Raw genomic sequence first — 26,677 nt, 5'->3', positions numbered from 1 at the left:
TTGGGCCAAAGGGTTGCCCTGCTCCAGAACCTGCAAACAAGTCTGAAAACTACAAAAGCCTGCGGGGTTACATGCTCCGCAGGCTCTGTACTGCAAGGGAAACCAAACTGCAACTTGCGTCGAGCCTAGCACGCAGGATGTGCGCAGCGGTAGAGGGAAAGATCACGTCACCCAGACGTCACCCGGATGTTTGACAAGAGGCGCCCGGGGCCAAGGCCGGACCCGAAAGGCCCCGGTCGCGGACCCCGGCGGCGTCCAGTCGGTGAGACGGGGTCTAGCCTCACGATGTGGACACATCTCGGCAGACCCGGCCGCGCGTCGGACACATCCAGTTCCTGAACTGTCTCCCGCTCTACTGGGGGCTGGCCCGCACCGGGACGCTCCTCGACCTCGAGCTCACCAAGGACACCCCGGAGAAGCTCAGCGAGCGGCTGGTGCGCGGCGACCTCGACATGGGCCCCATCACCCTCGTCGAGTACCTGCGCCACGCCGACCGGCTCGTCGCCTTCCCGGATCTCGCGGTCGGCTGCGACGGGCCCGTCATGTCCTGCGTGATCGTGTCGCAGCGCCCGCTGGAGCGGCTGGACGGCGCCCGGGTCGCGCTCGGCTCCACCTCCCGCACCTCCGTACGGCTCGCCCAGCTGCTGCTGGCCGAGCGGTACGGGGTGACGCCCGACTACTACACCTGCCCGCCCGACCTGGGCGTGATGATGCAGGAGGCGGACGCCGCCGTACTGATCGGGGACGCCGCGCTGCGCGCCTCGCTGCACGACGCGCCGCGCCTCGGCCTTGAGGTCCACGACCTGGGGCTGATGTGGAAGGAGTGGACGGGCCTGCCGTTCGTCTTCGCCGTCTGGGCCGTGCGCGAGGAGTACCTGGCGCGGGAGCCGGAGATGGTGCGCCAGGTGCACGAGGCGTTCCTCGCCTCCCGCGACCTGTCGCTGGAGGAGGTCACCAAGGTGGCCGAACAGGCCGCCCGCTGGGAGTCGTTCGACGCGGCCCTGCTGGAACGGTACTTCACGACCCTGGACTTCCGGTTCGGCGCCGAGCAGCTCGCGGGCGTGCGGGAGTTCGCCCGCCGCACCGGGCCGACGACCGGCTTTCCGGCCGACGTACGGGTCGAACTGCTCGGCGCCGCCGCCTCGTAGCGGGCCGTACCGCGGCGTACGGCCCGCGGGACCCTAGGAGGAGGGTATGGGGGCCTGCATGTGCCGGCTGATCCACTGGATCGAGCCGTCCCCCATGCCCTTCACATACGTCTTGGCGTTGTGCTCGCCGTCCTGGATGACCTCCAGCCGTGTCTTGACCGGGCCCTTGCCGTAGTTCTTGATGAACGACCTGAGGTTCTGCAGACCGGACTCCCTGGTGCCGATCTGGAACGCCAGGTAGACGTCCTTGTCCGGGCCGCCGGGCTGTGCGGACAGCGCCTGCGCCAGCTTCTCCGGGTTGTTGGCGGCCTTCTCCGCCTCGTGTCCCGCCCACAGCGGCGAGTCCGGCACGGTGTCGGGACCGGACGCGATGACCGCCTTGAACTTGTCCGGGTGCTTCAGTACGGACTTCAGCCCGACGAACGCGCCGGACGACGAACCCATGAACGCCCAGCCGTCGCGGGATGCGAACGTGCGGAAGTTCGCCCGGACGAAGTCGGGGACGTCCTCCGTCATCCAGGTGCCCATCTTCTGCCGTCCGGGGATGTCACTGCCGTCGTAGTAGTACTTGTCATCGGGGTTGAGGACCGGCATGACGACGATGAACGGAAGGCTCTTGCCCTCCTTGGACCACTTGCTGATGCTGCTCTGCAGCTTCAGGTCGGTGCCCATCCAGTAGTTCTTCGGGTAGCCGTTGCCGCCGGGCAGCGCGATGAGCACGGGGAAGCCGCTGTCGGCGTACTTCGGTTCGAAGTACTGCGGCGGGGCCCACACCCACACGTCGCCGGTGAAGCCCGACTTCTTGCCCGCCAGCGTCGTCACGCCGATCTTCGTGCCGTCGTCGACGGTGTTCTGGGTGGTGAACTCGGCCTTCGGGCCGGTCGGCATGAGCGTCTTCGCCGCCGCCTCGCCCGCCTGGCCGCCCTTGCCGTCGCCCTTGCCCGCGTCCGGCGTCCCGCCGCCACCCGACGCGGCGGTGGCGGCCGAGCCGCGCGGGGTGTCGAAGGAGACCGGCTCTCCCGCACAGCCCGTGGCCAGAGCCACGGAACCGAGGGCGAGGGCGGCGACGAGTGCCTTGAGCGGATGTTTCATGGGAGCACTCCGGAATGTTCGGGGACTGTGTGCGAGGCGGGCGGGGGTGTGGTGAATTACGGCCTGATAGATGGCGTAATGCGCCGCCGGGTTGGCCCCTTCGCGCCGCGGATTCCCGGTGATCCGTTCCACGCCGCCCTCTACGCTGCTGTCCGGGACGGCTACGACGGGCACGACGGCTACGACGGGCACGACGGGCACGACGGCACGACGGGCGCGACAGCTACGACGGGGACGGCGACGGCCGGTACGGGGAGGACCCGGACGGGTACGCCCGGCACGGGGACGAACGCGGAAATCGGGGGCACGAGCGCATGCAGCCGCTGGAAGAGGGCGAACCGAGGGCCATCGGCCCGTACCGGCTGATCGGCAGGCTCGGCGCGGGCGGCATGGGCCGCGTCTACCTCGCCCGCAGCGAGGGCGGCCGCACCGTCGCCGTCAAGGTCGTCCACCCGCACTTCGCGCTGGACGAGGAGTTCCGGGCGCGGTTCCGCCGCGAGGTGGCGTCGGCGCGGCGGGTCGGCGGCCAGTGGACCGCGCCCGTACTCGACGCCGACCCGGAGGCGGCCGTGCCGTGGGTGGCCACCGGATACGTGGCCGGGCCCCCGCTCGCCCGCGCGGTCGCCGAGCACGGACCGCTGCCCGAGCACGCGGTACGGGCGCTCGGCGCCGGACTCGCGGAGGCGCTGGCCGCCGTGCACGCCCTCGGGCTCGTCCACCGGGACGTGAAGCCGTCGAACGTGCTGCTCACGCTCGACGGGCCCCGGCTCATCGACTTCGGCATCGCCCGTGCCACGGACGGCACCGCGTCGCTCACCTCCACCGGCGTCTCGGTCGGCTCGCCCGGCTACATGGCGCCCGAGCAGGTACTCGGCAGGGCCGGACAGGCCGTGACGGGCGCGGCGGACGTCTTCTCGCTCGGCGCGGTCCTGGCGTACGCGGCGACCCGCGAGGCCCCGTTCTCGGGCGACTCGTCGGCCTCGCTCCTCTACAAGGTCGTGCACGAGGAGCCGGAACTGGGCGGCACGCTCGCCGGTGAGCTGCGCGACCTCGTCGCCGCGTGCCTGGCCAAGGACCCCGGCGCCCGCCCCGAGCCGGGCGAACTGGCCCGCGCGCTGGCCCCCGGCGGCGCGGCGGCGCTCATGGCGGGCGGCTGGCTGCCGGGCGCCCTGGTGGCGGAGGTGAGCCGGGACGCGGTACGGCTCCTGGACCTGGAGCCGGCCCAGGACCCGCCGGGGGGCCCGGCGGCCTCGGGCCCGGTGCCGTTCAGCAGCCCGGCGGTCACCGTCGGCCAGGCCCCGGCGCCCCGGGGGTTCGGCCCGCCGGCCCCGCCGCCACCGCCGACCGCCACGCCGGCCCCGGCCCCGCCGCCCGGCCCGCCCCCCGCCGGGACCCAGGACCAGCCGCCGTCACACGAGTCACACCCCTCACATGCGCCGCACACGCCGTACCCGGCCCACCCGTCCGGCGCCGCCCACCTGCCGACCATGGACGCGGTCCCCCCGCCGCGTACGCCGCCCGCCACGGTCTCGGTGAGCGCGACCAGCGAACCGGCGGGGCCCGGCGGAGGCCGCAAGGTGAGCTGCACCGTCGTCCTCGCCGTCGCGGGCGCTCTCGCGGCGGTCACCGTGGGCGGTGCCCTGCTGTTCAAGCTGATGCCCCGCTCGGGGGACGAGGGCGACGCCGGCGAGAACGTGGCGAAGCCGCCGACGGCCAGTGCGAGTGCGAGTGCCAGCGCGAGTGCGAGCGCCGGGGCCACCGGCGGCCCGCAGCCCGGCACCGGTGCGTCCTCCCCGGCCGACGCCGCCCCCGTCTCCTCCGTGCCGGAGGAGTTCACCGGCACCTGGAAGGGCCCGTACAAACTGAACTTCGCGGGCAGCGAGATCGCCGCGGGCACCTTCACCGTCGTCATCAAGGGCGGCGGAACGGGCGAACGGATCGGCACGGTCAACCAGTTCGACGCCTTCGGCAACTTCACCTGCGAGGACGACCTCACCCTCACCAGGGCGACCGGGGACACCCTGGTCGTCGAGGGCGAGTCGAGCGGCAAGCCCGGCAGCCGGTGCACCAGCGGCGTCCACACCGTCACGCTGCGCCTCAAGGGCGGCGACCGGCTCGAGTACACCTCCGACGAGCCCAGGGCGGGCGACCCGCACGCCGTCCTGGACCGCCGGCGGTAGCCGCCGGGGCCCTGGCGTAGGCTGGTCCGGTCCGTCCACAACCTGCCGAAAGGTGCACCCGGTGAGCGAGAAGGCCGACCTCAAGTCGATTGATGTCACAGCCGTACTCGACCGTGCCGCCGAGGGTGGGCGGATCACCCCGGAGGAAGCGCTCCACCTCTACAGGTCCGCGCCGCTGCACGCCCTCGGGGCGGCCGCGGACGCCGTGCGGCGGCGCCGCTACGCCGGTACGGAGCACATCGCGACGTACATCATCGAGCGCAACATCAACTACACGAACGTGTGCGTCACCGCGTGCAAGTTCTGCGCCTTCTACGCCCCGCCCAAGGACACCGCCAAGGGCTGGACCCGCGACCTCGACGACATCCTCCGCCGCTGCGCCGAGACCGTGGAGCTCGGCGGCACGCAGATCATGTTCCAGGGCGGCCACCACCCGGACTACGGCGTCGAGTACTACGAGAAGCACTTCGCCGCCATCAAGAAGGACTTCCCGCAGCTCGTCATCCACTCCCTCGGCGCGTCCGAGGTCGAGCACATGGCGCGGATCTCCGGCGTCTCCGTGGAGGAGGCCGTCACCCGCATCCACGCCGCCGGCCTCGACTCGTTCGCGGGCGCGGGGGCCGAGCTGCTGCCCGCGCGGCCGCGCAAGGCGATCGCCCCGCTGAAGGAGTCCGGCGAGCGGTGGCTGGAGATCATGGAGATCGCGCACGGCCTGGGCGTCGAGTCGACGTCCACCATGCTGATGGGCACCGGCGAGACCAACGCCGAGCGGATCGAGCACCTGCGCATGATCCGTGACGTACAGGACCGGACGGGCGGCTTCCGCGCGTTCATCCCGTACACGTACCAGCCCGAGAACAACCATCTGAAGGGCCGCACGCAGGCGACGATCTTCGAGTACCTGCGGATGATCGCCATCGCCCGGCTGTTCCTCGACAACGTCCCCCACATCCAGGGCTCCTGGCTCACCACGGGCAAGGAGATCGGCCAGCTGTCGCTGCACTACGGCGCCGACGACCTCGGCTCGATCATGCTGGAGGAGAACGTCGTCTCATCGGCCGGCGCCAAGCACCGCTCCAACCGGCTGGAGATCATCGACCTGATCCGCAAGGCGGGCCGGGTCCCCGCGCAGCGCACGACGACGTACGAGCACATCGTCGTCCACGACGACCCGGCGAACGACCCGGTCGACGAGCGCGTCGCCTCCCACATCTCGTCCACGGCGATCGCGGGGGGCACGGCGCACCCCGAGCTGAAGCTGCTCGCCGCCAACTGACGCCGCCGTGCCGACGATCCACGCCGACGGCGGTGGCCGGGCCGTCGCCGTCGACGGCGCGCTGATCGTCGCCGTCGGCGCGGACGAGGAACTGATCGCCGCGCACCCGGCGGCGCGGGTACGCCGGTGGCCCGGTCTCCTCACCCGGGCGCTGCTCAACCCCTACGGCCCCGAACTCCTGGAGCGGGCCTACCACCCGGACCCCCGCGAGGCCGACCAGCTCGGCACGGAACCGGTCGTCGGCCCGGCGCTGGAGGCCCTGGCCCCGGACGAGGCCCGCTGGGGCGCGAGTGCCCGGCGCGGGCTCCAGCGGATGCTGGCGCACGGCACGGTCGCGGTGGCCGGTGAGCTGACCCGGGCGTCCGTCCTCGACGCGGTGCGCCGCTCGGGGCTGATCCTGGCGGGGCGTGCCGCGCCCCCCGGGGGCACGCCGTCCCTGGACCCGTACGAGAGCGGCGGCCCCGTGGTGCGGACCCACGAGCTACGGGTCGGTGGACATGCCCGGTTCGCCGTCTTCGACGTACGGGACGAGGCCGAGCTCGCCGAGAAGGGCGCCGGCACGTGCGTGGCGACCGTCATCGACGGCCGGCTGCTGTACCGGGCCCGCTGACCCGCTGGTGTACCGGGCCCGCTGACCGGCGTGCGGGGGTGTGCCACCGCCCGGCCCGCGGGCCGCGCCTGCGAGAATGGCCGGGTACGCCCGTACCCGATCTTGCGAGGCAGGACGCCAGTGAACCGCGCAGCGCCGACGACCCGCGCACACCTGGACAAGCAGCCGCATGAAGTCGCCTCGATGTTCGACGGTGTCGCGGCGAACTACGACCTCACCAACGACGTCCTGTCGCTCTTCCAGGACCGGCGCTGGCGCAAGGAGGTCGCCAAGGCCGTCGACGCGCGGCCGGGACAGAAGGTCCTGGACCTGGCGGCGGGCACCGGCACCTCCTCGCTGCCGTTCGCGAACGCCGGCGCGTACGTCGTGCCGTGCGACTTCTCGCTCGGCATGCTGCGCGAGGGCAAGAAGCGCAACCCGTGGCTGCCGCTGACGGCGGGCGACGCGATGAGGCTGCCGTTCCGCGACGACTCCTTCGACGCGGTCACCATCTCCTTCGGCCTGCGCAACGTCCAGGACACGGAGGCGGCGCTGCGCGAGCTGTACCGGGTGACCAGGCCGGGCGGGCGCGTCGTCATCTGCGAGTTCTCGCACCCGACCTGGGCGCCGTTCCGGACCGTGTACGAGGAGTACCTGATGCGGGCGCTGCCACCGGTCGCGCGGGCCGTGTCGTCCAACCCCGACGCGTACGTCTACCTCGCCGAGTCCATCCAGAGCTGGCCCGACCAGCCGGCCCTGGCCGCCAAGCTCCAGCGGGCAGGCTGGTCGGCGGTGGCGTGGCGGAACCTCACCGGCGGCATCGTGGCACTGCACCGCGGCACCAAGAAGCCCTGAACGCGCCCTGAGGCCACGGCGGTTGGCGCGACCCGGGTGCCGAACGGCAGGATGAGGGGCTGATCTCCCCGGCCCGTACCGTCATCCACCGGCATCCGGAGCGCCCATGACGCCGTCGTCCTGCCCGCACTGCGGAACCCCGTCGCCCGACGAGGCACGCTTCTGCATGAGCTGCGGACGGGAGCGGGCCGCCCCGTCAGGGCCGCCGCCGGTGCCCGCCGTACCACCGGCTCCCGGGTACGCGCCCGGACCCTTACGGCCCTCACCCGTAGGGGCGTTCGCCGGGCGCGCGTTCCGCGGCGACTGGGCGGCGGCCGCGCGGGCGGCAGCCTGGCCCGTCGTGCTGCTGCTCGGCCTCGCGGTCGCGCTCGCGGTCCCCTCGTACGGGCAGGAGCAGGACGGCGGGGGCGGCGAAGGGACCGTCGTCGGCTGGAGCGACCGGCTCCGTATCGCCCTGGCCCTGCTGCTCCAGGCGTTCGGTGGCGGCTTCGAGCTGACGGCGACGGCGACCGGCTCACCGTTCGGCGGGAAGTACGGCAGCGGCTACGAAGACGGTTCCGGGTCCGGGTTCGGGCCCGGGTACGGCTCAGGAACCGGCTCGGGGTTCGGCGACGGCGGGCGGGAGGTGCTCGCCCGGGGCGCCGCCGAACTGGGCCTCGTCCCGCTGACGGTGACCGTCCTGTGGATCGGCGCTCTCTGCCTGGGTGCGCGGATCCTGCGCGCCCGGGGCGCGGGCGTGGACGCGGCGGTACGGGTGTCGCTGGTGGCAGCCGCCGCGGTGCTGGTGCTCGGCCTGTTCGCCCGGCCCGAGGTGGCGGGCGTCGAGGTGACGTCGTCGGCCGTGCTCGCCGCGCTGGTGGCGCTGGCCCTGTCGCTCGCGGTCACCGCCCCGATCCTCCTGCGCGACGACCTCGCGCGGTGGCCGGCCGCGCACCCGGCGGCGTGGACCGCCGTCCGCGCACTGGGCACGGCCGTGCGGGCGCTGGGCGTCCTGGTCGCGGTGGGCGCGCTCGTCGGGTTCGGCGCGTACGCGGCCACCGACGGCGTGGACCGGGACTCCCTGCTCCTGGCCCTGCCGATCCTGCCGAACATCGGGATCGCGGTCCTCGGGCTGAGCTGGGGCGTACCGGTGACGTACGACATCCAGGGCCGGTTCGGGCTGTTCGGCTCGGGCGCGGAACACGGCGGTGTCGGCCTCCCCGAGATCGGCGATGAGCTGGGCGCCTGGCCGGTGGCCGGGCTCGTGGCACTCGGGGTGGCGGGTGCCCTGACGCTGGGCCTGTGGGCGGCGCGCCGGTCGCCGGGCGACCGGTGGGCGCAGGCGCTGACGGGTGGGTTCTTCCTGGCGCTGTACCTGACGCTGACCGGGGCGAGCGGGGTCTCGGCCCGGGTCGCCGGATCCGTCGAGGGCCTCGGGGGTGACGGCGGCTTCGAAGTCGCGCCCAGGGCCGCGGACGCGCTGCTGTTCGGGCTGCTGTGGGTGACGGCGGCGATCTGCGCGGGCTGGTGGCTGCTGGGGCGGCGGGCGGCCCGCGCGCCGAAGCCGTCGCCCGACGGCCCGGTGCCGCCGCGTGCGATGGCGCCGCCGTGGGATGCGGTGCCGACGGGTGCCATGGTGCCGTCGGATGCGGTGCTTCCGGATGCGGTGCCGTCGGGTGCCATGTCCCGGCCGGGCGCGGTGCCGCCGACGGCGCCCGGACGACGGCGGGCGCTGCTCTGGGTCGTGGCCGCCCTCGTGGCGTTCGTGGTCGGGGGCGGGACGACAGCCGGAGTGCTGGTGCTGACCGAGCGCCGGTCCTCCGAGCCCGGCATCGCCCTCCTGCCGGACCCGGACGGGAACCAGAGCCCGAACCCCGATGCGGACCCGACCGCTTCCCCGTTCGCCCCGGACACCGCCGCGCCGCCGACCACCGCCCCGAGCCGCGCCGGTGATCCGGCCCCCGGCCCGGCCACGAGCGCCGGCACCACGCCCGCGCCCACCGCAGGCCCCGGCGGGGGCCAGGGGGCCGATCCGGCCGTCCCCCCGGGGTTCCGGCTGGTCGCCGACACGGCGGGATTCGCGTTCGCCGTGCCGACCCTCTGGGACCGGGTATCGGAGCGGCAGGGCCAGATCACCTACGCCGGGTCCACGGGCATGGCCCACCTGCTCGTCGGTGTCGTCCACGACGCCCCGTACACGTCCCTGGACAACCTGCGCTCGCTGGAGGCGAACTCCCGCAGGAACAACGCGGACTACCGGCGGCTGCGCCTGGAGGCCAACACGTTCCAGGGCCGCCCGGGGGCGATCTGGGAGTACACGTACAAGGACAAGGCGGGGGAGACGGTCCACGCCGTCGACCAGGCGTACATCGCGGAGGACGGCACCGAGTACGCCGTCTACTACACCGACCGGGAGCGGAACTGGTCCGTCACGTCGGAGACGTTCGACGTCGCCCTCGCCACCTGGACGCTCCACGACGTGGACTGACCGGACGGACCGGACGGACCGGACGGACGTGGACTGACCGGGCTGACGTGGACCGACGTGGACCGACGTGGACCGACGTGGTCAGAGCTCCAGACCGAAGCGGTACCCGCGCTCCTCCTCCCGGCCCGGCAGGGACAGGGTCTCCTGGAGCTCCATGCCGAGCCGCCGGGTCACCGCCACCGACCGCTCGTTGCGCGTGTTGACCATGGCGACGACCCGCGAGACGCCCGCCGCCCGAACCCGCTCCAGCGTGACGCGGGCGGCGGCCGTCGCGTACCCCCTGCCCCAGGCCCGGCGCGCCAGCCGCCAGCCGATCTCGATCTCCCCGGCCGGTCCCCACGCGTGCGGCCACGGCTGCGCGCCCGTGAACCCGGCGACCTCGCCGTCCTCGTCCAGCAGCGTCCAGAGACAGAAGCCGCGCTCGGCGTCGTGCCGGCGCTGACGAGCGGTGAACTCCTGGTACACCGACAGCTCGGCGGGGCGTCCGCCGTGGAACTCCATCACCTCGGCGTCGTCGAAGACCCGGTGCCAGGCGTACGCGTCCTCGTCGGTCGGCACCCGCAGCGTGAAGGCGGGAGGGGACGCGGGCCGCCCGACGGGCTGGACGGCATGGAGCAGCTCGGTCATCGAGGGTGGCCCTTCGGGTCGGAGAACAACCGGTCCCCATAGACTGCCCATGTCCAGTGCCTTCGGCACGCGATTTCGAGCCTCGGGAGAATCCGTCGTGACCGAGCCCCTCTCCGAACACACCGCAGATGTGATCGTCGTCGGGGCTGGCCCGGCCGGCTCAACGACGGCGTACTACCTCGCCAAGGCCGGGCTCGACGTGCTCCTCCTGGAGAAGACCGCGTTCCCGCGCGAGAAGGTCTGCGGTGACGGGCTGACCCCCCGGGCCACCAAGCAGCTCGTCGCCATGGGCATCGACATCTCCGAAGAGGCGGGCTGGCTGCGGAACAAGGGCCTGCGGATCATCGGCGGCGGCGTACGTCTCCAGCTCGACTGGCCGGAGCTGGCCAGCTACCCGGACTACGGACTGGTCCGCAAGCGCGACGACTTCGACGAGCAGCTCGCCCGGCAGGCCCAGAAGGCGGGGGCGCGGCTGTACGAGCGGTGCAACGTCGGCGGCCCGGTCGTGGACGACCGCACCGGCCGGATCGTGGGTGTCGAGGCCAAGCTCGGCGAGGAGAAGACCCCGGTCACGTTCCGCGCCCCGCTGGTCGTCGCGGCCGACGGCAACTCCAGCCGGCTGTCCCTCGGGATGGGGCTGCACCGGCGCGAGGACCGGCCGATGGGCGTCGCCGTCCGCACGTACTTCACCTCGCCCCGCCATGACGACGACTACCTGGAGTCGTGGCTCGAGCTGTGGGACCGCCGGGGCTCCGAGGACCGGCTCCTGCCCGGTTACGGCTGGATCTTCGGCATGGGCGACGGCACATCCAACGTCGGCCTCGGCATCCTCAACTCGTCGTCCGCGTTCCGAGAGCTGGACTGGCGCGAGGTGCTGAAGGCCTGGTGCGCTTCGATGCCGGAGGACTGGGGCTACACCCCGGAGAACATGACGACGCCGATCCGCGGCGCCGCGCTGCCGATGGCGTTCAACCGGCAGCCGCACTACACGCGCGGGCTGCTGCTGGTCGGTGACGCGGGCGGTCTGGTCAACCCGTTCAACGGCGAGGGCATCGCGTACGCCATGGAGTCCGGGCAGCTCGCGGCGGACGTCATCGTCCAGGCGCACGCCCGCGCGACCCCCGCGCAGCGCGAGCTGGCGCTGCGCAACTACCCGAAGATCCTCAAGGACACCTACGGCGGCTACTACACGCTGGGCCGTGCCTTCGTGAAGCTGATCGGCAACCCGAAGGTCATGAAGATCGCGACGCAGCGCGGTCTGACCCACCCGGTCCTGATGAAGTTCACGCTGAAGATGCTCGCCAACCTCACCGACCCGACGGGCGGCGACGCGATGGACCGCATCATCAACGGACTGTCGAAGGTGGCCCCGAAGGCCTGACGCGCGGCCGAGGTCCGCCGCCCGCCCGAGGTCGCACGCGGCCTTCCGGCCCGCCCGGTACGGCGAAGGCCGCCCGGTACGGCGAAGGGCCGTCGCTCCACCCCCGAGCGGGGGAGCGACGGCCCTTCGTGTCGTGTGGGGTCCCGGGTCAGAGGATCCGGACCGCGCCGGACGGGCGGTCCCAGTCCAGGGAGCGCTCGACGACACCGGTGCTGGGGTTCTGCGCGCCGACGTAGTTGCCGCCGCCCACGTAGATGGCCACGTGGTACGAGCCGCTGCGGCTGCCCCAGTAGAGGATGTCGCCCGGCTGGAGGCTGTCCAGGGAGACGGAGGTGCCCATGCTCGACTGGGAGCCGGAGACGCGGGGCAGGTCGATGCCGGCCTGGCGGTAGGCCGCCTGGACGAGGCCGGAGCAGTCCCAGGAGTTGGGGCCGGTGCCGCCCATCACGTACGCGTCGCCGATCTGGGCGCGGGCGAAGGCGACGATGGCGGCGGCGGAGCCCGTCGCCTGCGACGAGTAGGACGAGCCGCTGTCGGCGGAGGTACCGGCGGAGGCGGAGAGCGTCGTGCGCTCGCTGGTGCGGGAGGCGCGCTCGCGGGCCTCGGCCCGCGCCTTCTCCTCGGCCTCGCGCTTGGCCTCTGCCTCGGCCTTGCGGTCCGCCTCGGCGCGGGCCTTCTTGGCCTCCTTGGCCGCCTTGACGGCGGCCGCTTCCTCCTGGGCGCGCAGTTCCTCGACCAGGGCGACCTGCTGGGTCGACTCGGCGGAGGCGGCGACCGCGGTGGACAGCGTCCCGGACAGGTCCGCGTTGAGCGTGGGCATCTCGATGGTCTCGGTCACCGGCTCGGCCTGAGCCGGCGCGGCGGCCACCGCGATGGTGCTGAGGACGCCACCGGCAACTCCGGCGCGCAGCGCGAGCTTGGAGCCGCTGCGGCGGGGCTTCCGGTGGCTGGGTATGTGAGCGGTGTGGGACATGAGTACAACCGCTATCAGGGCCTCCCGGTTCCCTTCAAGAAACGTGTGTTCCGCCACAGTTACGCCCGGAGCGGCTGAATCCGCTTCCGTCCGGCCTTTATTGACGCCGTAACGGACATTTCAGGCTGTCGTGATCAGGCCTACGATCATGGGTTTTCAGTGAAACGCCCGAATTGCCGCTCGCCTACCATCGGTTCACGCGGATGGCCAAGCCCGCTTTCCCGGGCGTCCGGGGCGAGTGGCGCAGGTCACAAAATGACAACCGCGGGATCACTGATGGGGATCGTGAACGCGCGCACGGACATCCGTCACGTCTTCCGCGCGCACCGCGCTCGCGCCTCCGGCGCGCCACCCCCGCCGACGCCGACGCGCCTCCGACCCACCGGCCCCCGTCCCGCCGACGCGCCTCCGACCCACCGCCCCCCGTCCCGCCGACGCGTCTGCGGCGCACCGGCCCCCGCCGACGCCGACGCGTCTCCGGCCCCCGCCGACGCCGACGTGTCTGCGACGTACTGCTCCCGTCCCGCCGACGCCCCTCCGACCCACCGGCCCCCGCCGACGCCGACGCGTGTGCGACGTACTGCTCCCGTCCCGCCGACGCGCCTCCGACCCACCGGCCCCCGTCCCGCCGACGCGCCTCCGACCCACCGCCCCCCGTCCCGCCGACGCGCGTCCTCGCGCAGCTCCCCTCCCGCCGACGCGTCTCCTCATGCCGCCCGTGTCGCCGACGTGCCACCCCCCTGCCGCCCCGTGCGTCGATGTGCCGCCCCCTGCCCCTCCCCTCGTGCGGCTTGCGCGGCCCGCGCGTCCCCGCGCGTCCACTCGCGTCCGGCGAGGACCCCCGCTTGGGTGGGGTGAGTCCCACTATCACCCGTCGGTGTCCATCGCGAATTTGTCCCAGTAGACCCTTGCTTGATAGAGCGCACCCCCTCCCATCAGGGAAGACGGCGCCTGATGTCACATCTCGTCGCCACTCGGCTACTTGCTGTACGAAGATCACCGTTCATCCGAATTCATGATCGTTCGCCGGGTGGTGGAGATCACAAAGTCCTTGCGGTACCCCGTGTCGCAGATCACAGATCGACAGGCATAGGATGCGTTCCAGTCGGGCTTGTGAACTGCCTCACATGTACGGGATCTTCGAGGCGGCGAGATGAATGCCCGGTGCGGTCCAACGGTCAAGGACGACTGGAAGGAGCGAGGAGCGTGAATGCCTACACGCCCATCCTCGTGCTCGGCGCCCTCGGGGCAGCGTTTGCGATCTTCTCCGTGGTCATGGCCACGCTTATCGGCCCAAAGAGGTACAACAGGGCGAAGCTTGAGGCGTACGAGTGCGGTATCGAACCGACGCCCACCCCAGCCGGTGGCGGCCGCTTTCCGATCAAGTACTACCTGACGGCGATGCTCTTCATCGTCTTCGACATCGAGATCGTCTTCCTCTATCCCTGGGCGGTCAGTTTCGACGCCCTGGGGATTTTCGGGCTCGTGGAGATGCTGCTCTTCGTGCTCACCGTCTTCGTCGCCTACGCGTACGTCTGGCGGCGCGGCGGCCTGGAATGGGACTGAGGGGCTGAGGGGCACCACATGGGACTTGAAGAGAAGCTGCCGAGCGGTTTTCTGCTGACGACCGTCGAACAGGCCGCGGGCTGGGTGCGCAAGGCATCCGTCTTCCCGGCGACCTTCGGCCTCGCCTGCTGCGCCATCGAGATGATGACGACCGGCGCCGGACGGTACGACCTCGCACGGTTCGGCATGGAGGTCTTCCGCGGCTCACCCCGCCAGGCCGATCTGATGATCGTGGCCGGCCGGGTGAGCCAGAAGATGGCCCCCGTCCTGCGCCAGGTCTACGACCAGATGCCCAACCCCAAGTGGGTGATCTCCATGGGGGTCTGCGCCTCGTCGGGCGGGATGTTCAACAACTACGCGATCGTGCAGGGCGTCGACCACGTCGTCCCCGTCGACATCTACCTGCCCGGCTGTCCGCCGCGCCCCGAGATGCTGCTCGACGCGATCCTCAAGCTCCACCAGAAGATCCAGGGCTCCAAACTCGGCGTCAACGCGGAGGAAGCGGCCCGCGAGGCGGAGGAGGCGGCGCTCAAGGCGCTCCCGACGATCGAGATGAAGGGGCTGCTGCGGTGACCGACCAGCCGAACCGGCCGAACCGGCCTGATCAGCCGAACCCGGAGAAGGACCTCAGCGCGCAGAACCTCCCCGGGCAGCGCGGTGACCACGGCGAGGAGATCCGCGTCCAGCGCGGCATGTTCGGCGCCGACAAGGGCGGCGACACCTCCGGCTACGGCGGACTCGTCCGCTCCATCCGGCTCCCCGGCGCCGCCGCCCGCCCCTACGGCGGCTACTTCGACGAGGTCGCCGACGAGCTCGAAGGCGCGCTGGAGGAACAGGGGCTCGTCCCCGAGAACGCCATCGAGAAGACGGTCGTGGACCGCGGCGAACTCACCTTCCACATCGCGCGCGAACACCTCGTACGGGTCGCCAGGACCCTGCGCGACGACCCGGCCCTCCGGTTCGAGCTGTGCACGGGCGTCAGCGGCGTCCACTACCCCGGTGACAAGGGCCGCGAGCTGCACGCCGTGTACCACCTGCGGTCGCTCACACACGGACGGTGCCTGCGGCTGGAGGTCGCCGCCCCGGACAGCGATCCGCACGTCCCTTCGCTCGTCGCGGTCTACCCGACCAACGACTGGCACGAGCGGGAGACGTACGACTTCTTCGGCCTGATCTTCGACGGCCACCCCGCCCTCACCCGGATCATGATGCCGGACGACTGGCAGGGCTTCCCGCAGCGCAAGGACTACCCCCTCGGCGGCATCGCCGTCGAGTACAAGGGCGCCCAGATCCCGGCTCCGGACCAGCGGAGGTCGTACTCGTGACCACCCCACACGCCACGCCCCACGCCACCCAGGCCGCGCCGGCCCCGGAGGCGGACGCCCGCGAGACCACCGAGGGCCCCGTCTACACCGTCACCGGCGGCGACTGGGACGAGGTAGTCCAGTCCGCGGCCAAGGTGGACGACGAGCGGATCGTCGTCAACATGGGCCCGCAGCACCCGTCGACGCACGGCGTGCTCCGCCTCATCCTGGAGATCGACGGCGAGACCGTCACCGAGGCCCGCTGCGGCATCGGCTACCTCCACACCGGCATCGAGAAGAACCTCGAATACCGGACCTGGACGCAGGGCACCACCTTCGTCACGCGCATGGACTACCTGACGTCGTTCTTCAACGAGACGGCGTACTGCCTCGGCGTGGAGAAACTGCTCGGCATCGAGGACCAGATCCCCGACCGGGCCTCCGTCATCCGCGTCATGCTGATGGAGCTGAACCGACTCTCCTCCCACCTGGTGGCCATCGCCACCGGCGGCATGGAGCTCGGCGCCACCACGATCATGATCTACGGGTTCCGGGACCGCGAACTCATCCTCGACCTGTACGAGCTGATCACCGGCCTGCGCATGAACCACGCGTTCATCCGGCCCGGCGGCCTCGCCCAGGACCTGCCGCCCGGCGCGGTCGACCAGGTCCGCGAGTTCATCAGGACCATGCGGAAGAACCTGCCGGAGTACGACAAGCTCGCCACCGGCAACCCGATCTTCAAGGCCCGTATGCAGGGCATCGGCCACCTCGACCTGGCCGGCTGCATGGCGCTCGGCGCCACCGGGCCGATCCTGCGCTCCGCGGGCCTCCCGCACGACCTGCGCAAGACCGACCCGTACTGCGGCTACGAGAACTACGAGTTCGACGTCCCGACCGCCGACACGTGCGACTCCTACGGCCGATTCCTCATCAGGCTGGAGGAGATGCGCCAGTCGCTGCGGATCGTCGAGCAGTGCCTCGACCGGCTCGCCCCCGGCCCCGTGATGGTCGCCGACAAGAAGATCGCCTGGCCCGCCCAGCTCGCGCTCGGCCCCGACGGGCTCGGCAACTCCCTCGACCACATCAAGAAGATCATGGGCACCTCCATGGAGGCCCTGATCCACCACTTCAAGCTGGTGACCGAGGGCTTCCGGGTTCCCCCCGGACAGACGTACACCGCCGTCGAGTCCCCCAAGGGCGAACTCGGCGTCCATGTCGTCTCCGACGGCGGCACCCGCCCCTACCGGGTCCATTTCCGCGACCCGTCCTTCACCAATCTCCAGGCCATGGCGGCGATGTGCGAAGGCGGCCAGGTCGCCGACGTCATCGTCGCCGTCGCGTCCATCGACCCCGTGATGGGAGGCGTCGACCGGTGACAGCCAATCCCGCCGACCGAGAGGTGAGCCTGGGGATGCCCCCGCTCCCCGCCCCGGACTTCCCCGCCGATGTGCGGGCCCGGCTCGAAACGGACGCCAAGGAGGTCATCGCCCGCTACCCCGACTCCCGGTCCGCGCTGCTGCCGCTGCTGCACCTCGTCCAGTCCGAGGAAGGCCACGTCAGCCGTACCGGCATGCGGTTCTGCGCGGAGATGCTCGACCTGACCACCGCCGAGGTCACCGCCGTCGCCACCTTCTACACCATGTACCGGCGCAAGCCCTCCGGCGACTACCAGGTCGGGGTCTGCACCAACACCCTGTGCGCGGTGATGGGCGGCGACGCCATCTTCGACGAACTCAAGCAGCACCTCGGCGTCGGCAACGACGAGACCACCGACGACGGCAAGGTCACCCTCGAACACATCGAGTGCAACGCCGCCTGCGACTTCGCGCCCGTCGTGATGGTCAACTGGGAGTTCTTCGACAACCAGACCCCCGACAGCGCGAAGCGGCTCGTGGACGACCTCCGCGCCGGCCGCACCGTAGAACCCACCCGCGGCGCCCCCCTCTGCTCGTTCAAGGAGACGTCCCGCATCCTGGCCGGGTTCCCCGACCCCCGGCCGGGCGCCGTCGAGGCGACCGGCGGAGCGGGCCCGGCCTCCCTGATCGGTCTCCGGCTCGCCAAGGGCGAGGCGCTCCCGCCCCGCGTCGTCCACCCGCGCGGCGAGACGACCGAGGCCGGCCCCCGCGAGAAGGCCCCGCACGACGGGCCGACGCCCGGCTCGGGCCACCTCAGCAGCCATGACGCACCACAGCAGACCTCGGCGTCCGACCCGTCCCACCCGGCGGGCCCGGTCAGCGAGGAGGGGGAGTGATGACCTTGGCACCCGAAATCGGAGAGACCAGCCCCGAGAAGCTGCTCTCCCCGGTCCTGTCCGCCTTCTGGGACCAGCCCGACTCCTGGACGCTGGAGACCTACCGCCGGCACGACGGCTACGAGGGCCTCCGCAAAGCCCTCGCCATGTCACCCGACGACGTCATCGCGTACGTCAAGGAGTCCGGACTGCGCGGCCGGGGCGGCGCGGGCTTCCCCACCGGAATGAAGTGGCAGTTCATCCCGCAGGGCGACGGCAAGCCGCACTACCTCGTGGTCAACGCCGACGAGTCGGAGCCCGGCACCTGCAAGGACATCCCGCTCCTCTTCGCCAACCCGCACTCCCTCATCGAGGGCATCGTCATCGCCTGCTACGCCATCAGGTCGTCGCACGCCTTCATCTATCTGCGCGGCGAGGTCGTCCCCGTACTGCGCAGGCTGCACGAGGCCGTACGCGAGGCGTACGCGGCGGGCTTCCTCGGCGAGAACATCCTCGGCAGCGGACTCGACCTCGAACTCACCGTGCACGCGGGCGCGGGCGCGTACATCTGCGGTGAGGAGACCGCACTGCTCGACTCGCTCGAAGGCCGCCGCGGCCAGCCCCGGCTGCGTCCCCCCTTCCCCGCGGTCGCCGGTCTCTACGCGTGCCCCACCGTGGTGAACAACGTCGAGTCCATCGCCTCGGTTCCCGCGATCCTGCACCGCGGCAAGGACTGGTTCCGTTCGATGGGCAGCGAGAAGTCCCCCGGCTTCACGCTGTACTCGCTCAGCGGCCACGTCGCCGCCCCCGGCCAGTACGAGGCCCCGCTCGGAGTCACCCTGCGCCAGCTCCTCGACATGAGCGGCGGCATGCGCCCCGGCCACCGGCTGAAGTTCTGGACACCCGGCGGCTCGTCCACCCCGATGTTCACCGACGAGCACCTCGACGTCCCCCTCGACTACGAGGGCGTCGGCGCGGCCGGCTCCATGCTCGGCACCAAGGCCCTCCAGTGCTTCGACGAGACGACCTGCGTCGTCCGCGCCGTCACCCGGTGGACCGAGTTCTACGCCCACGAGTCCTGCGGCAAGTGCACCCCCTGCCGCGAGGGCACCTACTGGCTCGTCCAGCTGCTCCGCGACATCGAGGCCGGCAAGGGCGCCCTCGCCGACCTCGACAAGCTGAACGACATCGCCGACAACATCAACGGCAAGTCGTTCTGCGCACTCGGCGACGGAGCCGCGTCCCCGATCTTCTCGTCGCTGAAGTACTTCCGCGACGAGTACGAGCAGCACATCACCGGCAAGGGCTGCCCCTTCGACCCGGCCAGGTCGACCGCCTGGGCGGACAACCACCTGGAGGTGAACGCATGACCACCACCACGAGCGCTCCCTCCGGGGGCGGCGAGGCGGCGGTACCGCCCGAGGACCTGGTCACCCTGACCATCGACGGCATCGAGATCTCCGTCCCCAAGGGCACCCTGGTCATCCGCGCCTCCGAACAGCTCGGCATCGAGATCCCCCGGTTCTGCGACCACCCGCTCCTCGACCCGGCCGGCGCCTGCCGCCAGTGCATCGTCGAGGTCGAGGGCCAGCGCAAGCCGATGGCCTCCTGCACGATCACCTGTACGGACGGCATGGTCGTCCGTACTCAACTCACCTCCGAAGTCGCCGAGAAGGCCCAGGTCGGGGTGATGGAGCTGCTGCTCATCAACCATCCGCTGGACTGCCCCGTCTGCGACAAGGGCGGCGAGTGCCCGCTCCAGAACCAGGCCGTCTCGCACGGGCAGGCCGACTCCCGCTTCGACGGCAGGAAGCGGACGTACGAGAAGCCGGTACCGATCTCCACCCAGGTGCTCCTCGACCGTGAGCGGTGCGTGCTGTGCGCACGCTGCACCCGCTTCTCCAACCAGGTCGCCGGCGACCCGATGATCGAGCTGATCGAGCGGGGCGCCCTCCAGCAGGTCGGCACCGGCGAGGGCGACCCCTTCCAGTCGTACTTCTCCGGCAACACCATCCAGATCTGCCCGGTCGGCGCGCTGACGTCGGCGGCGTACCGGTTCCGCTCCCGCCCCTTCGACCTGGTCTCCAGCCCGTCCGTGTGCGAGCACTGCGCGGGCGGCTGCGCCACCCGCACCGACCACCGGCGCGGCAAGGTCATGCGGCGGCTCGCCGCCAACGACCCGGAGGTCAACGAGGACTGGATGTGCGACAAGGGACGCTTCGCGTTCCGGTACGCGCAGCAGCGCGACCGGCTCACCACGCCCCTGGTGCGCGGCGCCGACGGCACCCTGGAGCCCGCGTCCTGGCCCGAGGCGCTGGAGGCGGCCGCGCGCGGCCTGGTCCGCGGCCGCACCGGCGTCCTGACCGGCGGCAGGCTCACCGTCGAGGACTCGTACGCGTACGCCAAGTTCGCGCGGGTCGCCCTCGACACCAACGACATCGACTTCCGCGCCCGCGTCCACAGCAGCGAGGAGGCCGACTTCCTGGCCGCCCGGGTTGCCGGCCGGGGCCGCGACCTCGGGGGAGGCGCCGGGGTCACCTACACCACCCTGGAGCAGGCCCCGGCGGTGCTGCTCGCCGGGATCGAGTCCGAGGAGGAGGCGCCCGGCGTCTTCCTGCGGCTGCGCAAGGCGTGGCGCAAGCGCGGCCAGCGCACGTTCGGTCTCGCGCCCTACGCCACGCGGGGCCTGGAGAAGGCGGGCGGCACGCTGCTGCCGGCCGCCCCCGGCACCGAGACCGAGTGGCTGGACGCCCTCGCGTCGGGGACCGGCCTGGACGCACCCGGTGCGGCGGCCGCCGAGGCCCTGCGGGCCGACGGCTCCGTCATCGTGGTCGGCGAGCGGCTCGCGGGCGTGCCCGGCGCGCTGACCGCCGCCGTGCGCGCGGCCACCGCGACCGGCGCCCGGCTGGTGTGGATCCCGCGCCGCGCGGGCGAGCGCGGCGCCGTCGAGGCGGGCGCCGTCCCGTCGCTGCTGCCCGGCGGCCGGCCCGCCACCGACCCGCGCGCCCGTGAGGAGACGGCGACGGCGTGGGGCGTCCGCGAGCTGCCGCACCGCTACGGCCGGGACACCGGCCAGATCGTGGAGGCCGCGGCCACCGGCGAACTGGCCGCCCTGGTGGTCGCGGGCGTCGACGTCACCGACCTGCCGGACCCGGCACGCGCGCGTGAGGCCCTCGAAACGGCCTTCGTCGTGTCACTCGAACTGCGACCCGGCGAGGTCACCGACCGGGCGGACGTCGTCTTCCCGGTCGCGGCCGTCGCCGAGAAGCCCGGCACCTTCCTCAACTGGGAGGGCAGGGCCCGGATGTTCGACGCGGCGCTCAAGCCGGAGCACATGACCCGGCCGCTCGCGCCGACGGACGCGCGCGTCCTGCACATGCTGGCCGACGCCCTCGACGTGCACTTCGCCCTGCCGGACCTCAAGTCCGTGCGGCGCGAGATGGACCGGCTCGGCACCTGGGACGGGGAGCGGGCGGCCGACCCGGCCGAGACCGCCCGGCCGCTGCCCCGCGCGGGTGAGGGCGAGGCGGTACTCGCCGGCCACCGGATGCTGCTGGACCTGGGGCGCCTCCAGGAGGGCGACGAGGCCCTGGCGGGCACCCGCCACGCCGCGGTCGCCCGGCTGTCGGCGGCCACGGCCGCGGAGACGGGCGTCAAGGACGGCGACGTCCTGGAGGTGAGCGGCCCGTCCGGTTCGGTGCGGCTGCCGCTCCAGGTGACCGCCATGCGGGACCGGGTCGTCTGGCTGCCGCTCAACTCCACCGGCGGGGGGCTGCTGTCGGACCTGGGCACCGTCCCGGGCCGGCTGGTGCGGATCGCCCCGGCGCCGGCCTCGCGGGAGGACGCGGGCTCCGCGTACGCGGGGGACTCCCCGTACTCCACGGACTCATCGGACTCATCGGAGGTGCGAGCGTGAACCCGGCCCTCCTCGCGGCCGAGGACCTGTCCATGTTCGGCCGCGACCCCTGGTGGCTCGTGGCGGTCAAGGCGGTCTTCTGTTTCGCCTTCCTCATGGTCACCGTGCTGTTCTCGATCGTCTGGGAACGCAAGGTCGTGGCGTGGATGCAGCTGCGCATCGGCCCCAACCGGCACGGCCCGTGGGGCCTCCTCCAGTCCCTCGCGGACGGCGTCAAGCTGATGCTGAAGGAGGACGTCATCGTCAAGCGGGCGGACAAGGTCGTCTACGTCCTCGCCCCGATCCTCGCCGCGATCCCCGCCTTCATGGCCGTCGCCGTGATCCCGTTCGGACCGGCCGGCAACGAGGTCTCGATCTTCGGTACGCGGACGACGATGCAGCTCACCGACCTCCCGGTGGCGATGCTCTACATCCTGGCGATCGGTTCGCTCGGTGTGTACGGCTTCGTCCTCGGCGGCTGGTCCTCCGGCTCCACCTATCCGCTGCTCGGCGGCATCCGGGCCTCCGCCCAGGTCATCTCGTACGAGATCGCCATGGGTGTCGCCTTCGCCTCGGTGTTCCTGTACTCCGGGTCCATGTCGACCTCGGCCATCGTCGGGGCGCAACAGGACCGCTGGTACGTGCTGCTGCTACCGGTGTCGTTCCTCATCTACATGGTGACGATGATCGGCGAGTCGAGCCGGGCGCCGTTCGACATGCCGGAGTCCGAGGGCGACCTCGTCGGCGGCTTCAACACCGAGTACAGCTCCATCAAGTTCGCGATGTTCATGCTGGCCGAGTACATCCACATGATCACGGTGTCGATGATCGCGGTGACGCTCTTCCTGGGCGGCTGGCGGGCCCCGTACCCGATCTCCGCTTTCTGGGAGGGCGCCAACCACGGCTGGTGGCCGCTGCTGTGGTTCGTCGTCAAGCTGCAGGCCCTGGTCTTCTTCTTCATCTGGCTGCGCGGCACGCTGCCCCGCGTCCGCTACGACCAGCTGATGAAGCTCGGCTGGAAGGTCCTCATCCCGATCTCGGTCGTCTGGCTGATGCTGGTCGCCACCGTGCGGGCCCTGCGGAACGAGAACGTCGGCTTCCAGAACATCGTCCTGTACGTCGCGGGCGCGGTCATCGGGGTGCTGCTGATCTCCTTCGTCGTCGATGTCTTCCGCGACCGGAAGGCCAAGGAGGCCGCCGAGGCCGAGGCGGGGGAGCCCGCCGCGTTCGATCCGATGGCCGGTGGATTCCCGGTGCCGCCGCTGCCCGGGCAGACCCTTCCGCCGGTGCCCCGTCGGCGGCCGCGCTCCGAGCGCGACCTGATTGTCAGTGGCGGCCCCGACACTGGGAGTGACGGAAAGGAGACGGACGGTGTCCACTGAGTCATCCCGGGGGGACACCCCCCGGACCCCCTTCCAGAACCCGGTGGCCGGCTTCGGCGTGACCTTCAAGGCCATGTTCAAGAAGCGGCTGACCGAGCAGTACCCCGAACAGCAGAAGACGACGGCGCCCCGTTTCCACGGCAGGCACCAGCTCAACCGGCATCCGGACGGGCTGGAGAAGTGCGTGGGCTGCGAACTGTGCGCCTGGGCCTGCCCGGCCGACGCCATCTACGTCGAGGGCGCCGACAACACCGACGAGGAGCGCTACTCGCCGGGCGAGCGGTACGGCCGCGTCTACCAGATCAACTACGCCCGCTGCATCCTGTGCGGACTGTGCATCGAGGCGTGCCCGACGCGAGCGCTGACGATGACCAACGAGTTCGAACTCGCCGACAGCTCACGCGAGAACCTGATCTACACCAAGGAGCAGCTCCTCGCGGGTCTGGACGAGGACATGGTCGACACTCCCCACGCGATCTTCCCCGGGATGACCGAGCAGGACTACTACCGGGGGCTGGTCACCGAGGCCGCGCCCGGCACGGTCCGGCAGGTGGCCGTCAGCAAGGGGGAGGGCCCGCAGGAGGCCGCGTCGGACTTCGGCGAGACCGAGCCCGCGTCGAAGAAGGTGATCGGGGCATGAGCGCGATCGCCGCCGCCTACACCACGTCCACCGGTGAGGCCGTCCAGTTCTGGGTCCTCGGCCCCATCGCCCTCATCGGCGCGCTGGCCACCGTCCTGATGAAGAAGGCCGTGCACAGCGCGCTGTGCCTGGCCGCCACCATGGTCATCCTCGCGATCTTCTACCTCGCCAACGGCGCCTATTTCCTCGGCATCGTGCAGATCGTCGTCTACACCGGCGCGATCATGATGCTGTTCCTCTTCGTCGTGATGCTGGTCGGAGTCTCCGCCGCCGACTCGTTGAAGGAGACCATCAAGGGGCAGCGCTGGCTGGCCGCGCTCTGCGGCCTCGGCTTCGGCACCCTGCTGGTCTCCGGGCTCGGCCGGGCCTCGCTCGACACCTTCAACGGTCTCGGCGAGGCGAACGCCGGCGGCAACGTGGAGGGCCTGGCCGCCCTCATCTTCACCAAGTACGTGTTCGCCTTCGAGATCACCAGCGCGCTGCTGATCACCGCGGCGGTCGGCGCGATGGTGCTGACGCACCGGGAGCGCACCCGGCCGGCGCCGACCCAGCGGGAGCTGGCCGAACAGCGGGTACGGGAGGGCAGGCAGCTGCCGCCGCTCCCGGCGCCCGGCGTGTACGCGCGGCACAACGCCGTGGACATCCCCGGTCTGCTGCCGGACGGCACCCCGTCCGAGCTCACCGTCAACCGGACGCTGCGGGCGCGGGGCCAGATCCGCGATGTGTCCGCGCAGGCCATCGAGGACCTGCGGGCGCTGGAGCAGCGCGCGGAGGAGCGGCTCGGCCGGGACCGTGAGGATGAGGAGGCGTCCCAGTGAATCCCGTCAACTACCTCTACCTCGCCGCGCTGCTGTTCACGGTCGGCGCGGCCGGGGTGCTGATCCGGCGGAACGCGATCGTGGTGTTCATGTGCGTCGAGCTGATGCTCAACGCCTGCAACCTCACGCTGGTCGCCTTCTCCCGGATGCACGGCAACCTCGACGGCCAGATCATCGCCTTCTTCACGATGGTCGTCGCCGCCGCGGAGGTCGTGGTCGGTCTCGCGATCATCGTGTCGCTGTTCCGTTCCCGCCACTCGGCCTCGGTCGACGACGCCAGCCTGATGAAGCTCTGAGGGGTCGCTGAATCGTGGAGAAAATGATCGCGCTGCTCGTCGCGGCGCCTCTGCTGGGAGCGGCCGTCCTGTTGTGCGGCGGCCGGCGGCTGGACAGGGCCGGGCACTGGCTCGGCACGCTGCTGGCGGCCGCCTCCTTCGCCGTCGGTGCGGCGCTCTTCATCGACATGCTCGGCCGGGAGGCCGACGACCGGGCCATGCACCAGCGGCTGTTCAGCTGGGTCCCGGTCGAGGGCTTCCAGGCGGACGTGGCCTTCCAGCTCGACCAGCTGTCGATGACGTTCGTCCTGCTGATCACCGGGGTCGGCACGCTCATCCATGTGTACTCGATCGGGTACATGGAGCACGACGAGCGGCGGCGCCGCTTCTTCGGCTATCTGAACCTGTTCCTCGCGGCGATGCTGCTCCTCGTCGTCGCCGACAACTACCTGCTGCTGTACTTCGGCTGGGAGGGCGTCGGTCTCGCCTCGTACCTGCTGATCGGGTTCTGGCAGCACAAGCCCACGGCGGCCACGGCCGCCAAGAAGGCGTTCCTGGTCAACCGGGTCGGTGACATCGGCCTGTCCGTGGCGATCATGCTGATGTTCACCACCTTCGGCACCTTCGCCTTCGGGCCGGTGCTGGGCTCCGCCGGTGAGACGTCCGAGGGCATGCTGACGGCCATCGGGCTGATGCTGCTGCTCGCCGCGTGCGGCAAGTCGGCGCAGGTGCCGCTGCAGTCCTGGCTCGGGGACGCGATGGAGGGCCCGACCCCGGTGTCGGCGCTGATCCACGCGGCGACGATGGTGACCGCCGGCGTCTACCTCATCACCAGGTCCGGGGCGATCTTCAACGCGGCACCGGACGCCCAGCTCGCGGTCGTGGTGGTCGGCGCGGTCACGCTCCTCTTCGGTGCGATCGTCGGTTGCGCCAAGGACGACATCAAGAAGGCGCTGGCCGGCTCGACGATGTCGCAGATCGGCTACATGATCCTCGCCGCCGGGCTCGGTCCGATCGGCTACGCCTTCGCGATCATGCACCTGGTGACGCACGGCTTCTTCAAGGCCGGTCTGTTCCTCGGCGCCGGTTCGGTCATGCACGGCATGAACGACGAGGTCGACATGCGCAAGTACGGCGGCCTGCGGAAGTACATGCCCGTCACGTTCGTGACGTTCGGTCTCGGCTACCTCGCGATCATCGGATTCCCGGGGCTCTCCGGCTTCTGGTCCAAGGACAAGATCATCGAGGCGGCGTTCGCGAAGGGCGGCACCGAGGGCTGGATCCTCGGCGCGGTCACCCTGCTCGGCGCCGGTATCACCGCGTACTACATGACCCGCGTGATGATCATGACGTTCTTCGGCGAGAAGCGCTGGCAGCCCGCCCCCGACCCGGACACGGCGCCCGGCGTCGAGCCCGGCGTCGAGGCCGAGCCCGGCGCGATGCCGCACCCGCACGAGTCGCCGAAGTCCATGACCGTCCCGATGATCCTGCTGGCCTTCGGATCGGTCTTCGCCGGCGGCCTGTTCTCCCTGAACAGCGCCTTCGTGAACTGGCTGAAGCCGGTCACCGCGTTCGAGCACGGGCACCCGCCGCTGAGCGCCGCCGCGATCACCACGTCGACGGTCGTCGTCCTGCTGATCGGTGTCGGCATCGCGTACGCGCAGTACGGCCGCAAGCCCGTGCCCGTGGTCGCCCCGCGCGGCTCGCTCCTCACCCGGGCGGCCCGCCGCGACCTCCTCCAGGACGACTTCAACCATGTGGTCCTGGTCCGCGGCGGCGAACACCTCACCCGCTCGCTGGTGTACGTCGACCACACCCTGGTCGACGGGGTGGTCAACGGCACCGCCGCCTCCATGGGCGGACTGTCCGGCCGGCTGCGCACCCTGCAGAACGGCTTCGCCCGCTCCTATGCGGTCTCGATGTTCGGAGGTGCGGCCGTGCTGATCGCCGCGACCCTGCTGATGAGGGCGGTGTGA

The 26,677-nt window shown here is 71.5% G+C and carries 22 protein-coding genes; 19 read left to right on the top strand and 3 right to left on the bottom strand.

Features of this window, described 5'->3' with window-relative positions; translation table 11 throughout:
• Positions 1–287: 287 nt before the first annotated feature.
• Positions 288–1,148: a menaquinone biosynthetic enzyme MqnA/MqnD family protein gene (locus tag ACGF5U_RS11160; protein ID WP_392716094.1), complete on the top strand. Its 861-nt coding sequence runs from the start codon at positions 288–290 to the stop codon at positions 1,146–1,148.
• A 33-nt stretch (positions 1,149–1,181) separates the two neighbouring features.
• On the opposite strand, the gene ACGF5U_RS11155 is transcribed toward ACGF5U_RS11160, so the two are convergent.
• Positions 1,182–2,240, bottom strand: a complete 1,059-nt coding sequence (locus ACGF5U_RS11155; protein WP_392716092.1) for an alpha/beta hydrolase — start codon at positions 2,238–2,240, stop codon at positions 1,182–1,184.
• A 314-nt stretch (positions 2,241–2,554) separates the two neighbouring features.
• Between ACGF5U_RS11155 and ACGF5U_RS11150 the strand changes: the two genes are divergently transcribed.
• The 5 genes from ACGF5U_RS11150 to ACGF5U_RS11130 all read left to right on the top strand — a co-directional run bounded on the left by ACGF5U_RS11150 (position 2,555) and on the right by ACGF5U_RS11130 (position 9,607).
• On the top strand, positions 2,555–4,420 hold the full coding sequence (locus ACGF5U_RS11150) for a serine/threonine-protein kinase (RefSeq protein ID WP_392716090.1): 1,866 nt from the start codon (positions 2,555–2,557) through the stop codon (positions 4,418–4,420).
• A gap of 61 nt (positions 4,421–4,481) precedes the next feature.
• Positions 4,482–5,696, top strand: coding sequence for a cyclic dehypoxanthinyl futalosine synthase (mqnC, locus tag ACGF5U_RS11145; RefSeq protein ID WP_392716088.1), 1,215 nt, complete (start codon positions 4,482–4,484; stop codon positions 5,694–5,696).
• Positions 5,697–5,703: 7 nt separating this feature from the next.
• Positions 5,704–6,306, top strand: coding sequence for a hypothetical protein (locus ACGF5U_RS11140; RefSeq protein ID WP_392716086.1), 603 nt, complete (start codon positions 5,704–5,706; stop codon positions 6,304–6,306).
• 120 nt (positions 6,307–6,426) lie between these two features.
• Entirely contained in the window at positions 6,427–7,140 is a 714-nt protein-coding gene (locus tag ACGF5U_RS11135; RefSeq protein ID WP_392716084.1) for a demethylmenaquinone methyltransferase, read from the top strand.
• Between the two features lie 106 nt (positions 7,141–7,246).
• A complete protein-coding gene (locus ACGF5U_RS11130; RefSeq protein WP_392716082.1) occupies positions 7,247–9,607 on the top strand; it encodes a zinc-ribbon domain-containing protein in 2,361 nt (786 codons plus the stop codon).
• Positions 9,608–9,688: 81 nt separating this feature from the next.
• Here ACGF5U_RS11130 and ACGF5U_RS11125 read toward each other — a convergent pair whose 3' ends face one another.
• The gene (locus tag ACGF5U_RS11125) at positions 9,689–10,234 is read right to left on the bottom strand and encodes a GNAT family N-acetyltransferase (protein ID WP_392716080.1); all 546 of its coding nucleotides are present in this window, start codon (positions 10,232–10,234) and stop codon (positions 9,689–9,691) included.
• A gap of 97 nt (positions 10,235–10,331) precedes the next feature.
• Between ACGF5U_RS11125 and ACGF5U_RS11120 the strand changes: the two genes are divergently transcribed.
• Entirely contained in the window at positions 10,332–11,615 is a 1,284-nt protein-coding gene (locus ACGF5U_RS11120) for a geranylgeranyl reductase family protein (RefSeq protein WP_392716078.1), read from the top strand.
• A 148-nt stretch (positions 11,616–11,763) separates the two neighbouring features.
• On the opposite strand, the gene ACGF5U_RS11115 is transcribed toward ACGF5U_RS11120, so the two are convergent.
• A complete protein-coding gene (locus ACGF5U_RS11115; RefSeq protein WP_392716077.1) occupies positions 11,764–12,588 on the bottom strand; it encodes a C40 family peptidase in 825 nt (274 codons plus the stop codon).
• A gap of 1,206 nt (positions 12,589–13,794) precedes the next feature.
• Between ACGF5U_RS11115 and ACGF5U_RS11110 the strand changes: the two genes are divergently transcribed.
• From ACGF5U_RS11110 to nuoL, 12 genes are read left to right on the top strand one after another with little or no spacing between them, the layout of a single operon-like run.
• Positions 13,795–14,154, top strand: a complete 360-nt coding sequence (locus ACGF5U_RS11110) for an NADH-quinone oxidoreductase subunit A (protein WP_392716075.1) — start codon at positions 13,795–13,797, stop codon at positions 14,152–14,154.
• 18 nt (positions 14,155–14,172) lie between these two features.
• Entirely contained in the window at positions 14,173–14,727 is a 555-nt protein-coding gene (locus ACGF5U_RS11105; RefSeq protein ID WP_007490930.1) for an NADH-quinone oxidoreductase subunit B family protein, read from the top strand.
• Positions 14,724–15,479, top strand: a complete 756-nt coding sequence (locus ACGF5U_RS11100) for an NADH-quinone oxidoreductase subunit C (RefSeq protein ID WP_392716072.1) — start codon at positions 14,724–14,726, stop codon at positions 15,477–15,479. Before ACGF5U_RS11105 ends, ACGF5U_RS11100 begins: the two co-directional genes overlap by 4 nt.
• On the top strand, positions 15,476–16,837 hold the full coding sequence (locus ACGF5U_RS11095; RefSeq protein ID WP_392716070.1) for an NADH-quinone oxidoreductase subunit D: 1,362 nt from the start codon (positions 15,476–15,478) through the stop codon (positions 16,835–16,837). The genes ACGF5U_RS11100 and ACGF5U_RS11095 overlap by 4 nt, the downstream gene beginning before the upstream one ends.
• Before the next feature lie 35 nt (positions 16,838–16,872).
• Positions 16,873–17,712 carry an NADH-quinone oxidoreductase subunit NuoE gene (nuoE, locus tag ACGF5U_RS11090; protein WP_392716068.1) on the top strand — a complete coding sequence of 280 codons (840 nt, stop codon included), beginning with the start codon at positions 16,873–16,875 and terminating at the stop codon, positions 17,710–17,712.
• Entirely contained in the window at positions 17,712–19,061 is a 1,350-nt protein-coding gene (gene nuoF, locus ACGF5U_RS11085; RefSeq protein ID WP_392716066.1) for an NADH-quinone oxidoreductase subunit NuoF, read from the top strand. The genes nuoE and nuoF overlap by 1 nt, the downstream gene beginning before the upstream one ends.
• Positions 19,058–21,607, top strand: a complete 2,550-nt coding sequence (locus ACGF5U_RS11080; RefSeq protein WP_392716064.1) for an NADH-quinone oxidoreductase subunit G — start codon at positions 19,058–19,060, stop codon at positions 21,605–21,607. Before nuoF ends, ACGF5U_RS11080 begins: the two co-directional genes overlap by 4 nt.
• Positions 21,608–21,639: 32 nt before the next feature.
• Positions 21,640–22,968 (top strand): NADH-quinone oxidoreductase subunit NuoH, encoded by a 1,329-nt coding sequence (gene nuoH / locus ACGF5U_RS11075; protein ID WP_392716259.1) that lies wholly within the window; start codon positions 21,640–21,642, stop codon positions 22,966–22,968.
• Positions 22,958–23,608: an NADH-quinone oxidoreductase subunit NuoI gene (gene nuoI, locus ACGF5U_RS11070; RefSeq protein ID WP_392716062.1), complete on the top strand. Its 651-nt coding sequence runs from the start codon at positions 22,958–22,960 to the stop codon at positions 23,606–23,608. The genes nuoH and nuoI overlap by 11 nt, the downstream gene beginning before the upstream one ends.
• Entirely contained in the window at positions 23,605–24,426 is an 822-nt protein-coding gene (locus ACGF5U_RS11065; protein WP_392716060.1) for an NADH-quinone oxidoreductase subunit J, read from the top strand. The genes nuoI and ACGF5U_RS11065 overlap by 4 nt, the downstream gene beginning before the upstream one ends.
• The gene (gene nuoK, locus ACGF5U_RS11060; RefSeq protein ID WP_392716058.1) at positions 24,423–24,722 is read left to right on the top strand and encodes an NADH-quinone oxidoreductase subunit NuoK; all 300 of its coding nucleotides are present in this window, start codon (positions 24,423–24,425) and stop codon (positions 24,720–24,722) included. Before ACGF5U_RS11065 ends, nuoK begins: the two co-directional genes overlap by 4 nt.
• A 14-nt stretch (positions 24,723–24,736) precedes the next feature.
• Complete coding sequence (nuoL, locus tag ACGF5U_RS11055; RefSeq protein WP_392716056.1) at positions 24,737–26,677, top strand: NADH-quinone oxidoreductase subunit L; 1,941 nt, start codon at positions 24,737–24,739, stop codon at positions 26,675–26,677.

It is taken from the genome of Streptomyces sp. NPDC047886 (genome assembly GCF_043204435.1).
In the GTDB taxonomy this organism is placed as follows: Bacteria; Actinomycetota; Actinomycetes; order Streptomycetales; family Streptomycetaceae; genus Streptomyces.
Note: the sequence above shows the minus strand (reverse complement) of the source record. Positions and strands in the feature narration are given on the sequence as shown.